The sequence below is a fragment of the Natrialba sp. PRR66 genome, assembly GCF_034808065.1.
GTDB classification, from domain to species: domain Archaea; phylum Halobacteriota; class Halobacteria; order Halobacteriales; family Natrialbaceae; genus Natrialba; species Natrialba aegyptia.
Map to the genome: position 1 here is coordinate 364,458 of NZ_JAXHGN010000004.1, position 11,920 is coordinate 376,377.

Annotated in this window: 10 protein-coding genes; 5 read left to right on the forward strand and 5 right to left on the reverse strand. The window is 62.1% G+C overall.

Translation table 11 applies throughout. From position 1 onward, the window contains the following. Window positions 1-20 precede the first annotated feature (20 nt). Window positions 21-1,271 (reverse strand): serine hydroxymethyltransferase, encoded by a 1,251-nt coding sequence (gene glyA, locus SM755_RS15685; RefSeq protein WP_323173496.1) that lies wholly within the window; start codon window positions 1,269-1,271, stop codon window positions 21-23. Between the two features lie 127 nt (window positions 1,272-1,398). Here glyA and SM755_RS15690 point away from each other — a divergent pair, with 127 nt between their 5' ends. Both SM755_RS15690 and SM755_RS15695 read left to right on the forward strand, forming a co-directional pair. Then, on the forward strand, window positions 1,399-1,779 hold the full coding sequence (locus SM755_RS15690; RefSeq protein ID WP_323173693.1) for a Rid family detoxifying hydrolase: 381 nt from the start codon (window positions 1,399-1,401) through the stop codon (window positions 1,777-1,779). 211 nt (window positions 1,780-1,990) lie between these two features. Continuing rightward, on the forward strand, window positions 1,991-2,155 hold the full coding sequence (locus tag SM755_RS15695) for a hypothetical protein (RefSeq protein ID WP_323173497.1): 165 nt from the start codon (window positions 1,991-1,993) through the stop codon (window positions 2,153-2,155). A 356-nt stretch (window positions 2,156-2,511) separates the two neighbouring features. Here SM755_RS15695 and SM755_RS15700 read toward each other — a convergent pair whose 3' ends face one another. After that, window positions 2,512-3,489, reverse strand: a complete 978-nt coding sequence (locus SM755_RS15700; RefSeq protein ID WP_323173498.1) for a formyltetrahydrofolate deformylase — start codon at window positions 3,487-3,489, stop codon at window positions 2,512-2,514. 288 nt (window positions 3,490-3,777) lie between these two features. Next, window positions 3,778-4,989 (reverse strand): DHHA1 domain-containing protein, encoded by a 1,212-nt coding sequence (locus SM755_RS15705; protein WP_323173499.1) that lies wholly within the window; start codon window positions 4,987-4,989, stop codon window positions 3,778-3,780. 89 nt (window positions 4,990-5,078) lie between these two features. On the opposite strand from SM755_RS15705, the gene folP reads away from it, so the two are divergent. Further along, window positions 5,079-7,499 (forward strand): dihydropteroate synthase, encoded by a 2,421-nt coding sequence (folP, locus tag SM755_RS15710; RefSeq protein ID WP_323173500.1) that lies wholly within the window; start codon window positions 5,079-5,081, stop codon window positions 7,497-7,499. A gap of 47 nt (window positions 7,500-7,546) precedes the next feature. Here folP and SM755_RS15715 read toward each other — a convergent pair whose 3' ends face one another. Continuing rightward, window positions 7,547-9,484 (reverse strand): archaea-specific SMC-related protein, encoded by a 1,938-nt coding sequence (locus SM755_RS15715; RefSeq protein WP_323173501.1) that lies wholly within the window; start codon window positions 9,482-9,484, stop codon window positions 7,547-7,549. A 202-nt stretch (window positions 9,485-9,686) separates the two neighbouring features. Continuing rightward, window positions 9,687-10,316 carry a rod-determining factor RdfA gene (gene rdfA / locus SM755_RS15720; RefSeq protein WP_323173502.1) on the reverse strand — a complete coding sequence of 210 codons (630 nt, stop codon included), beginning with the start codon at window positions 10,314-10,316 and terminating at the stop codon, window positions 9,687-9,689. Window positions 10,317-10,527: 211 nt separating this feature from the next. Between rdfA and SM755_RS15725 the strand changes: the two genes are divergently transcribed. After that, window positions 10,528-11,184 carry a helix-turn-helix domain-containing protein gene (locus tag SM755_RS15725; RefSeq protein ID WP_323173503.1) on the forward strand — a complete coding sequence of 219 codons (657 nt, stop codon included), beginning with the start codon at window positions 10,528-10,530 and terminating at the stop codon, window positions 11,182-11,184. Between the two features lie 364 nt (window positions 11,185-11,548). After that, complete coding sequence (locus SM755_RS15730) at window positions 11,549-11,839, forward strand: HalOD1 output domain-containing protein (protein ID WP_323173504.1); 291 nt, start codon at window positions 11,549-11,551, stop codon at window positions 11,837-11,839. Window positions 11,840-11,920: the final 81 nt, after the last annotated feature.

Below are 11,920 nucleotides of genomic sequence, written 5' to 3' on the forward strand. Positions count from 1 at the left end.
TTACGCCGGTACCGCGAGCCTCACCTGTAGATCGGGAACTCCTCACAAAGGTCGTCGACCCGCGACGAAACGCGTTCGGCGACCGCGTCGTCATCCGGCGCGTCGAGCACGTCGACGATGAGATCGGCGACGGTCTCCATTTCGGCTTCCGCAAGGCCGCGGGTCGCGAGCGCGGGGGTTCCGACACGGATCCCGCTGGTCACCATCGGCGATCGCGTCTCGCCGGGGACGGTGTTCTTGTTCACGACGATGCCGACATCGCTCAGCGCTTCCTCGGCTTTCGTCCCCGTCAGATCGGGGTGGGAGTCGCGCAGATCGACGAGCAGGAGGTGTTTGTCGGTCCCGCCGCTGACCAGCGAGAGCCCCCGTTCATCAAACACCTCACCGAGGCGCTTCGCGTCGGCGACGATCCGTTCGGCGTACGCTTCGAACTCGTCGGTCCGGGCCTCTGCGAATCCGACCGCCTTGCCGGCGACGTTGTGCATCAGCGGCCCGCCCTGCGCGCCGGGGAATACGGCGGAGTCGACGTCGTCGGCGTACTGCTCGTCACACATGATGAGGCCGCCGCGTCCCGCCCGGATCGTCTTGTGTGTACTCCCAGTGATGAACTCCGCGTGGTCGGCCGGCGAGGAGTGAACGCCGGCCGCGATGAGGCCGGTCACGTGGGCGATGTCCGCGAGATGGTAGGCGCCGACCTTGTCGGCGATCTCGCCAATACGGTCGTACTCGAACTCGCGCGGATAGGCCGACGAGCCGCTGACGATCATATCCGGCTCGACCTCATGGGCCTGTTCCGCGACGTCGTCGTAGTCGATGTACCCCGTCTCGGGATCGACCTCGTACTGCTCGACGTCGTAAAGCTGGCCCGAGAAGTTCACGTTGTGACCGTGCGAGAGGTGCCCGCCGTGTGACAGCGACAGCGAGAGGATCGTGTCTCCCGGCTCGAGCACAGAGAAGTATACGCCCATGTTCGCCTGCGTCCCGCTGTGCGGCTGGACGTTGGCGTGGTCCATCTCGAAGAGCGCTTTCGCGTGCTCGATGGCGAGTTCCTCTACCGTATCGACGTGCTGGCACCCGCCGTAGTAGCGGCCGCCGGGATATCCTTCCGCGTACTTGTTCGTCAACACGCTTCCCTGCGCCTCGAGGACGGCTTCCGAGACGTGGTTCTCCGAAGCGATCATCCCGAGCGTCGATTCCTGCCGCTCGCGTTCGAGCGAGACGGACTCGGACACGCTCGGCGCTATCCGGTCGAGTGGCTGTTCGAAGGCCATACGCTACGTGGAACGGATGCGAGTAAGTATCTTGCGTGTATGTGACATACCCCACCACAAAACGTAACTCCGCTAACTGTACGTGGAACGGAACCGGAATTTAAGAGACATGACCTGGTATGCCAGTGTGATGCAAACCGTTAGCACCGACGACGCACCGGCAGCCGTTGGGGCGTACAGTCAGGCGACCAGAACCGACGACGTCTTCGTCACCGCGGGCCAGCTCCCGCTGACGGCGGACGGCGACCTGTTAGACGATGAATCAGTCAGCGACCAGACGCGGCAGTGTCTGGAAAACGTCGAAGCGATTCTCGAGGCAGAGGACCTGTCGATGGACGACATCCTCAAGACGACCGTCTTCCTCGACGATATCGACGACTTCGAGGAGTTCAACGAGGTCTACAGCGAGTTCTTTGACGAGAAACCGCCCGCGCGGAGCGCAGTCGAAGTCGGCCGCGTCCCCAAGGGCGCGGCGATCGAGATCGAAGCGATCGCGGCCGCCGAATAGGCGACCGCGGCGAGCACCGGTTCGAAATTGATCCGTCTGTCCCACCTTTTCGTTTCGTCGATCACGGTCAGCACAGCGAGACCGGGGAATACGACCGCTCGAGCGTCCGTATTCGCAGCTAGACAGTGGCCGAGTGATGTGGACGGTTCGATCGCTGCGCTCCGATCTCGCGTCTCTCGGATTCGTAGAACGAATGCGAGCGTCGTTAGGGATGGACGACTCATCGCGGCGGGCTCGCGCGACTGACACGCCCGACCGATCGCCGTTCGAGACGTCGGTCGTCGATCTCGTTCGCCTGGATCTCTCCGTCTACGGTCCGTTGAGTCCTCACGGGCGCCAGTACGATCGTCGGTACGTCATCGTGCCAACGAGATAGATCCACGCGTGTGGACCGGGGTCCGGCCCGCCGAAGAGGGCGTTCGCGACGTACGGACCATCCGCTGTTTGGTAACGGTTCGATCCCGAACAGATCGTTCTCAGCAGATGGTTCGCCGCGCTTTCGCGGATGACTTTCAGAACGAATTGATACGCGAATCATACGTCAAACGTTTCCGCTGGCTTCACAACGCTATCAGCGTTATCAGCTGCCCGTCGACCGCGTCTCGAGGCTCGAGACCTGTCATCGTCGAAACGGTATCGGACGGTGGTTCGTCTCGGGTACACCGGAACCGGTCCCGTGACTCGCGGAAGTTCGACGGAACCGAAGAGAACGCTATCGCGGGACGGAACCCATCAGTCGTCCGCAACGGCCGTTGTGTCATCGCCTTCGGTGGTGAGTTCCTCGCGGCTGTCGACCGGCTCGCTGGGATTCGCCTGGTCCAGTTCCGTTGCGGCTCCGAGTCGGGCGTCGGTCGCGTTGGGATCGACGACTCTCGTCTGTCCGCCCTCGATCGCGATCTCGTCCTCGAGGTGCAACCGGATCGCTTCCGCGAGGGCGTCCGCCTCGAGGGGCTGGCCGCGCTCCTTGAGGTCCGCTTCGGTCGCGTCGGCGGGAACGTTGAACGCTCGTTGCGTGATGATCGGCCCCTGATCGAGATCCGTCGTCACGTAATGGGCGGTGACGCCGGCGATCCGGACGCCCTCCTCGAGAGCCTGCCGGTAGGCGGCCGCACCGGGGAACGCCGGCAGCAGCGAGGGGTGGACGTTAATGATGCGGTCCCCGTAGCGGAAGACGACCTCCGGCGAGAGGATCCGAATGTAGCGGGCCAGCGCGATGAGGTCAATCTCGTACTCCGCGAGGAGGTCGAGAAGTTCGTCCTCGTCGGGCGTGCCGTTCTCGTCGCCGATGTCGTGGAACGGAACGTCGTATTCGGCTGCGAGCGGGCGGAGCGTGTCGTGGTTTCCGATGACGACCCCGATGTCCGCACCGAGTTCGTCGTTCTCCCAGCGCTCAAGCAGGGCCTCCAGGCAGTGGCTCTCCTTGGTGACGAGGACGGCGATGGACCGGTCCTCGCAGTTGGACGGGAACCGCACCTGGACGTCGACGCCGAACTCGTCGCCGAGCGTGTGGAGGTCCTTGCGGAGTTGTCCCCGCGAGACCGACATCTCGGACGCGTCGACCTGCATACCCATCCGAAATGTTCCGTCTCGCACGGCCTGATCCAGGTCGACGATGTCGACATCGCGTTCGAACAGTAACGACGTCACGTCGGCGATGATCTCCGAGTCATCGTCGCCGACGATCGTGATCTCGGTCCGCTCGCGGGTCATCGTTCCCACCCCCGAGATCCGTCCTCGGTTGCGGTCGTCGACTGCGCTCGGTCGATCCCGGTGGCGTGTACTGATCGGTCTACCCGGTCTGTCGCCGCGGCGGACGACGCATACTGTGCTAGTGACATCCATTCACCTGTTCCCGATCGCCGTTAATGAACCTTGGTTCTCCTGATATCGGGAGAATACGTCGTGTTTGCCGACCGGCTCTTCCAGTCAGCGAACAGACACTCTGAAAAGCAGCCTTCGGATTGATCGGCGACCGCCTCCGATCGGGACCGAGGGAAATCAGGCCTCCGTTCGGAGATAGTCGACGACGGCAGCCGGCTCGTCGTCAAGGCCGCCGCCCTGTGCGAACGTCGGTCCGCCGCCGCCACCGCCGCCAAACGTTGCCGTGACATCGTCGACGAGTTCGCTCGCGTCCGTCTCGCCGGTCGTGCCGACGACCACGAACGCGCTTCCGTTCACGCCGGTCAGCGCGACGACGTCACCGATGTCGCCCGCGAGCGCCCGTACGCGCTCTGACACGTCGTTGGCACCGATACCGTCGATATCGAGCTCCCCGACGACCCACTCCTCGCCATCCTTCGAGACTATGTCCTCGCCTAGCGACTCGAGACGTTCCTCGAGCAGCCGATCGCGCAGGGAGTCGACCTCCGCCTCGAGGGTCGAGTTCTCTTCGACAACGGCGGTCGCTCGTTCCGGAAGTTCCTCGACGCTCGTCTCCAGCGTCCGGGCGGCACGAGTCGTGGCTCGCGTCTCGTCGAGTTGCGCGCGAACGGCGGTCGGGCCGACCGCGTACTCGACGCGTACGAGCCCTGACCCCGGATTCGACACCTCGAGGATCTTGACGGGTCCGATCTCGACGGTGTTTTCGACGTGCGTTCCGCCGCAGGCGGCGATGTCCCAGTCGTCGATCTCGACGACGCGGACGGTGTTGGTCGCCTCGGCCGCGCCGGTCTCGTTGAAGACGATCTCGTCGCGGTCCCGCGCCTGCGACGCGTCCATCTCCCGCCAGGTGATGTCTCTCGACTCCCAGACAACCTCGTTGACCATCCGCTGGAGGGTGAGCGCGTTCACCTCGTCCGGGTCGCGATCGGTCTCGAAGTCGATACGGCCCTTCTCCGCGTCGATGTCGAACCCGCCGTAGCCGTGGTCGTCGAACAGTTCGCGACCGGCGCCGTACAGTACGTGACTGGCGGTGTGCGCTCGCATACAATAGGTCCGGAACTCGTCGTCGATCGACCCGGTCACGTCGTCGCCCGCCTCGAAGTCGGGCACCGTTGCCAGCGTGTGGACGGTCTCACCGTCGCGCGTCTGTACGTCGACGACGTCGGTCCCGTTCAGCGTCCCACGATCGGCCGGTTGGCCGCCGCCTTCGGCGTAGAAGTACGTCTCCTCGAGCCGAACATCGGTCCCGTCGACGGACCGCACCGTCGTCTCGAACACCGTCACGTACGGCTCGTCCGGTGCGCGATTGTCACTCAATTCGGAAGCCATCATGCTGACTGTCGGCACACACCGTTATAAACCGTGCGGAGAGGCTGGTGCGGCGACACATTAATGAAGCCGCCGATGGCACGTGTGGTATGGAGTATCACGAGTCGGTCGACTACCTCGAGTCGCTACAGCGGCGTCGACCCAAGCTCGGAACGGAAACGACCGCCGCGCTGCTCTCGTATCTCGACCGCCCGCATGAGGATCTCAACTGCGTCCAGATCGCCGGGTCGAACGGGAAAGGAAGCACCGCGTGTATGCTCGAACGGATTCTTCGCGACGCCGGACTCGATATCGGCCTCTATACGTCGCCTGATCTAAACGATCTGCGCGAGCGGATTCAGGTCAACGGCCGGAAAATTCCGAAACAACGGGTCCAGGAGTTCGTCGCCGAAATCGACGACCGCGTCGAATGGCTCCGCGAGGCGGACGATACGCCGACCTACTTCGAGGTTCTCACGGCGCTTGCGCTCCACCACTTCGCCGCCGAGGACGTCGATGTCGCCATCCTCGAGGTCGGTATCGGCGGCCGATACGACGCGACGAGCGTCGTCGATCCCGTCGCGAGCGCCGTGACCAGCGTCTCGCTGGAACACACCGACATCCTCGGCGACACGATCGAGGAAATCGCCCGCGACAAGGCGCAGGTCGCGCCGGCCGATGCGCCGCTGGTGACCGGCGCATCGGGGGCGGCCCTCGAGGCGATCCGCTCGGAAACGGACGTGATTACCGTCGGAATCGACGACCCGGACGTGGTCGCCCGCGAGCACGGGCTGGCATCGCCGATCGAGAGCGATATTTCGATCGCGGGACCGAAGTGGTCACTCGAGACGAGGCTGCCGCTCGTGGGTCCCCATCAGGCGACCAACGCCGGCGTCGCGGCCACGCTGGCTGATCAGGTCGACGGCGTCGATCCAGAATCGATCGCGCGCGGTCTCCGCGACGCCTACTGGCCGGGCCGGTTCGAAGTCATGTCGACGGCGCCGCTCGCGATCCTCGACGGCGCGCACAATCCGGGTGCCTGCGAGACGCTCGCCTCGCTCGTCGACCGATACTCGTTCGACGACCTCCATCTCGTCTTCGGAGCGATGCGAGAGAAGGACCACCGGGGCATGACAACGGCGTTACCGGCCGCCGACGCGGTCTATCTCTGTGAACCGGACGTGCCCCGCGCCGAGAGCACGGACGCCCTCGCGGCCGCGTTCGACGATCGCAGCGCGACGATCGATCGCGCCGGCTCCGTCCTCGAGGCGACCGAGCGGGCGCTATCGGCGGCCGACGAAGACGACTGCGTCCTCGTCACCGGCTCGCTGTACGCGGTCGCCGAAGCGCGCGACCGGTGGACGCGGCTCCAGATCCCGAAACGGACGGGCACCGTAGAGCAGGCGCAGAACGTACTCACGAGCGCGACCGTCGACGCGGAGACTGCCGAGTCCGTCGCGGACGAGACCGTCCATCGAACGATCAAGACCTATCTGCGCGGTCCACAGGCCGAGCGCGTCGAACGGGCGTTCGAGGCGATCGGCGGAACGTGCGTCTGTTCGGACGCCGAGACGGCCGGTCGCCACGTCGCGATGGTCCTCTCCGGGACGTCGTCGCAGTTCCGGGACCTGCTCGACGAACTGACCGACGCCGACCGCGGTCTCGCCCACGTCGCCACCCAGCTCCGACGAACGATCGACGACGATCGCGTCGGCGACCAAGCCGATCAGTATCCGTGGGATCGAACCCCCGCAGTCATGGGTATCCTGAACGTGACGCCGGACAGTTTCTACGACGGGGGCGAGTACGACCGCGTGCCGGACGCGGTCCGGCGAGCCCGCGAGATGATCGCCGCCGGTGCTGATATTATCGACGTCGGCGGTGAGAGCACTCGTCCCGGAGCCGAGCCGGTCTCGGTCGCCGAGGAAATCGACCGCGTCGTCCCGGTCATCGAACGCATCGCGGACCTGGACATCCCGATCTCGGTCGACACGCGGAAAGCCGCGGTCGCCGACGCCGCGCTCGAGGCGGGCGCCGACATCGTCAACGACGTCTCCGGACTCGAGGACCCTGAGATGCGCTTCGTCGCGGCCGACCACGACGCGTCGCTCGTCGTCATGCACAGCCTTGAGACGCCCGTCGATCCCGGTCGGACCGCTACCTACGACGACGTCGTCGAAGACGTCCTACACGAACTCTCGGAGACGGTGTTGCTCGCGGAACGTGCGGGATTGGATCGCGACCAGATCGTCGTCGATCCCGGACTTGGATTCGGAAAGAATCCGGCCGAGAGCTTCGAACTAGCCGCCAGGATCGACGAGTTGCGCGCGCTCGGTTGTTCCGTCATGATCGGTCACTCCCGGAAGTCGATGTTCGACCACGTTGGCTGCGAGCCCGGCGAGCGATTACCACCGACGCTTGCGGTGACGACCATGGCGGCCGAACGCGGCACCGACGTCGTCAGAGTTCACGACGTCCCCGAAAATGTCGCTGCGGTTCGGACGGTCCGCACGGCGGACACTCGATACTAGCCCTCGCAGCTGAAGCCGAAAGCGGAAGTGAAACCAAGTGAGCGCAATCACGAACGGGCGGCGAACGAAGCGGTCGACACCGTCGGATACGTCTCCTCGAGTTCCCGCGCCTCCTCGGGAAGGACGGCGGCGACGACGTACTCGGTGTGGTCCTCGAAGTAGTCCAGCAGACCGCGGATCCGGTCCGCGTCGAGCATTTCGACGGCGTCGATGACGACGACCGGCAGTTCGCTCGCGACGTCGTGAACGAGATAGCCCGCGAAGGCGACAACGAGCCCAATCACCTCGCGCTCGCTCTTGCTCAGGCTGTCGATCGTGTCCTCGTACGCGGTGCCGCTCTCGCTCGAACGAACGACGTGCAGCTCGAAGCCGGTCGCCGACGGTGCGTCACCGTCTCCCGCGAGCCGTTCGATCCAGACGCGTTCGACGTTCTCGTAGTCCAGCGCGTCGAGGACCTGCTGCATCGATTCGTTGAACGTCGTGACGAGGTCGCGCTCGAGCGTCTCGATCCGCTCTCGCTGCTCTCGAAGCTGTGTCGCGACCGATTCGCGCTCCGCCTCGAGGTCGTCGCGGTTCTCGAGTTCCGTCTCGAGCTCCTCGATCTCCCGTTCGAGTTCGGTCAACTCGTTCTCGAGCTGCCCGCGTTCGTACTCGAGGTCGCTCACCTCGCCATGGAGCTCGAGCAGTTCGTCGTCTCGTTCGTCGAGCGTTTCGGCGTCCGCTTGAAGCGATTCGATCCCGTCGTCGAGCGCCGCTTTCTCGTCCCGTAGCTCGCTCAGCGTTTCTTCTCGCTGTTCGATCTCGGCTTCGATCGACTGCTCTTTCTCGGCGAGACGCTCGCGTTCGTCGCGCCGGCGTTCGAGCTGTTGTTTCTCCTCCTCGAGCGATCGTATCCGCTCGGTGATCGTTTCGCGCTGCTGGCGCTTTTCTTGGATGATCTCCTGAACTACCCGCACTTGCTCGGCGATCTCTTCCCGTTCGACGGTGGAGCCACACGTCCAACAGGTGATCGTCCGCGACGAGGGATCGAGTTCGGCGACGATCTCGTCCGATTTCATCTCCTCGGGGATCTCTCGCTCGTCGTCCAGCAGCTGATCGTTCATCTCGACGATCGGGCTCAACGCGTTAATTGTACTCGTCAGTTGCTGTTTCTGATGGTGAAGACCCTCGATTTCGCTCTCGACCGTGTCGACGTCTCGTGGCGATTCCGCCGTTCCAGGTTCGTCGTGCTGCTCGCGGACGGCCTCGAGTTCGTCCTCCAGCGAGCGGATCGCCTCTCGTTGCGTTTCGATCCGATCGCGAACGGACTCGCGCTCCGATCGCTTCTCCTTGAGATCGTCGAGAACATCGTTACCGTCGGTCTCCGCTTCCCGTGCGTCGATCTCCTCGCGCTTCTCGCGGAGCGCCGTCTCGATCTCCTCGCGGTCCTCACGCAGGGTTGTCGCTCGCGTCCGCAGCGTTGGGAGTCGGTCCTCGGATCGATCTAACTCGTCGAGCCGCTCGTCGAGCCGATCCTTTCGCGCTTTCAGCCGCTCGATTTCGGCCTCGATTTCCGCGGTATCGACCGGTTGCATCAGTAGCTCGTACACGTCCCCGTCCGCGAGAAGACGCTGCCTGATCGGATTCGTTTCTCCGAGCGCGACGAACAGTTCACAGAGGTCGGTCCGATCGGAGAAGCGCTCCGCGTCGGTGACGGTCGGATCGCCGTTTTCGTTCGACAGTTCCAGGAAGTACTCGTTCTCGTCCGTTCGAAGCGACATCCGTCCGCGATCGGCGTCGCTTTTTACCGGCGGTGTGGGTCCGCCGAGTACGGCGGCCAGTCCGCGAAGGAACGACGACTTGTTCGACGCGTTCTCCCCTGAGAGCAGCGTCACTCCGGGTGAGAGCGTCAGTTCGCCGTCGGTGATTCCACCGATGTTCTGGACGGAGATGTGTAATTCCTCGAACTCGCTTTCCGGCTCCGATTTAGGGCTGTTTACAAACATGGATAGGCGAACGACCGGTGCATCGGTAGCAGCACAGCGGATTGATTAGGCCGCGCGACGGTAAATGATGGCCGTATCCTATATAATCGTTTGGTCGAATAACACTTTCACGATCTAGGTGAGACGTATATACGACGGTCCGTTATCGTCGGCCGACCGCCGATTTCGAAACCCGTCCCGTACTCGTGACGCCGCCGGTCGATCACGCTTCGGTCTCATCGTCTCGAGCAGCGGTTCGACCGTCCTCTCGGCACGAACAGCGTCCCCGATCCACGAGACGGGCAAACGTGTACTCCTCACCGCATTCCGTACACGCGACGCGCAGACTCAGCGTGACCTCCGGGTCGCCGACCGTCAGATGACCGCTCGAGCGGAGTCGATCGATCGTTCGCATAGTGATCGACTCGGTTCGGGACAGTAATTTGAAGACGACGTTCTTCGCGTCGGTCCGATCGGTTCGCGTGGTTCGCTCAGTGTCGACATCGAGGCAGCCGTTGAGATGCGTCCGAACGGTCTGGTAACTGACGAAGTCGTCCGTGACCGCGTCCGGATCGATTCCGTTCCGTTCGAGTCGAGACTGCACTTCGACTCGCGTTCCGACGCTCACGTCATCGTCGGTAAGCAGACGGTAGAGGTTCTCGACTTCGCCCTCCAGCGTCTCCATGTCCGATTCGTTCACCGCCGCTTCGAGCACCTGCTGGTTGTGATACGTTTCGAGGTCGCGAAGACTGGCTCCCGCGTTCCGGCGCGCGAGGAGTCGCTGATCGAGGTCGTCGAGTTCCCGATCTCGAGCGACCCGATCGATCTTACAGCCCCCGGTGTCGTTCGCCATCGTTATACATTACGTGTGTGGGACACCATTTATTTCCTTCCTGCTGCGTCGCCACCGCTAACTGTTATCCGACTGATTCGAGCATACTCTTATGATGCTGCCCAAAGCAACGAGAGAGTACCGGGCAGACGGACGATACACGATCGGCGAGCCGATATCGACCCGACGATCGAGACCGCTCGGTAACCAAAACAGAGCCACTACCGAAGAGATGCCTATTACCGTAAAAGCCTACGCCGAACACGACGAACTCGCTCTGACCCCGACGTTACGGAGCGTAGATGGTATCGAGATTGAAGTGATAACGCAGGCGAACACCGATCCGCATTCGAACGTTTTTCCGTTTCTCATCAAGTACGACGACCGCGACGAGTTGGAGCGTCATGTCGAATCAGATCCGACCGTTGACAGTTACGAACTCGTCGACGCGGACGACGACGTGTTCATCTACTATATCGAACATCCGGAAGGAACTATATTACTGAGCCCGATCATCACGGAAGTAAATGGATTCACGTTACGGACGAAGACCAGACGTCGAGGATGGTTCGTCCAGTTACAGCTCCCGGACCGAGAGGCACTCAACACGATCTGGGAGTACGCCGAAGAGTGCGGAATGAAGTTAGAGATCATTGAAATACACGGGAGCGCGGGGGCCAAAGAAGACATCTCGTTCGGACTGACGGACGAACAAATCGAAGCACTGCAAACGGCGTACGAGTGCGGGTATTTCAACGAGCCGCGAGACACGGCCCTCAAAGGCGTCGCCGACGAGGTCGGCGTCTCCTCAACCGCGATAAGCGGGCGGCTTCGGCGCGGGATGCGGAACCTGGTCTCCGCGGCATTGATAGACGAAGATATCGACTGACAGTCCCCGCTGCTATTTACGTGTTGTCGGTTCTCTGTTGACGTGGGATTCTGTTCTAGAATAAATGTAATAGATATTTCTTTGATATAGGAGTGTATAGATAGCCACCTTTAAGAGGCATAAGACATGAATTACGACTATTGATAAAACTAATATATAATTTATTTTCGCTACATCGAATTACACACAATGATCCATAGTCGAATTTATAACTTTTACCACATATGGTCAATTCGGTGAAATTCGAGTCCGCGGATCACCTTCATACAACGGTATCTAGAACGGATTCCATCATATGATGGGACTTAAAGAGGAGGAATATTACTCATTAAACATCATCTGGGTGATTGTCAATTACTAACTCATGAGTAGTGCCGTAGACTCGGCGGCCGAACGACCGACGCATCACTTGCACCACGACTGGACCGGAGAGGAGTGGGCGAGTGATCGTATCGTGCAGGCGATTGCAGAGTACGAAAAAGAGCGTCCGGAGAATCTCCCACCGCTAAGCGATAGTATCAATCCCGAGGCACTCGATACAGCGTTCGAATCCACCGACGGGAGCGCCGGTAAGGCTGGGTGTATCACCTTCTCCTACTACGGCTACACCGTTCTCGTACAGAGTACCGGACAGATTCTCATCAAGAAGAACTGACTCCTCCTATCCACAACAATGACTGATATCGGGGGCCTTCAGAACCACGTTGCACGGATCGATCTCGACAACCCCCAGCTT

Bases quoted from the DNA above. Each gene is read 5' to 3' on its own strand.
- SM755_RS15705 (WP_323173499.1), bottom strand. From the start codon at position 4,989: ATGGCTTCCGAATTGAGTGACAATCGCGCACCGGACGAGCCGTACGTG.
- SM755_RS15725 (WP_323173503.1), top strand. From the start codon at position 10,528: ATGCCTATTACCGTAAAAGCCTACGCCGAACACGACGAACTCGCTCTG.
- SM755_RS15715 (WP_323173501.1), bottom strand. From the start codon at position 9,484: ATGTTTGTAAACAGCCCTAAATCGGAGCCGGAAAGCGAGTTCGAGGAA.
- SM755_RS15695 (WP_323173497.1), top strand. From the start codon at position 1,991: ATGGACGACTCATCGCGGCGGGCTCGCGCGACTGACACGCCCGACCGA.
- SM755_RS15700 (WP_323173498.1), bottom strand. From the start codon at position 3,489: ATGACCCGCGAGCGGACCGAGATCACGATCGTCGGCGACGATGACTCG.
- glyA (WP_323173496.1), bottom strand. From the start codon at position 1,271: ATGGCCTTCGAACAGCCACTCGACCGGATAGCGCCGAGCGTGTCCGAG.
- SM755_RS15730 (WP_323173504.1), top strand. From the start codon at position 11,549: ATGAGTAGTGCCGTAGACTCGGCGGCCGAACGACCGACGCATCACTTG.
- rdfA (WP_323173502.1), bottom strand. From the start codon at position 10,316: ATGGCGAACGACACCGGGGGCTGTAAGATCGATCGGGTCGCTCGAGAT.
- folP (WP_323173500.1), top strand. From the start codon at position 5,079: ATGGAGTATCACGAGTCGGTCGACTACCTCGAGTCGCTACAGCGGCGT.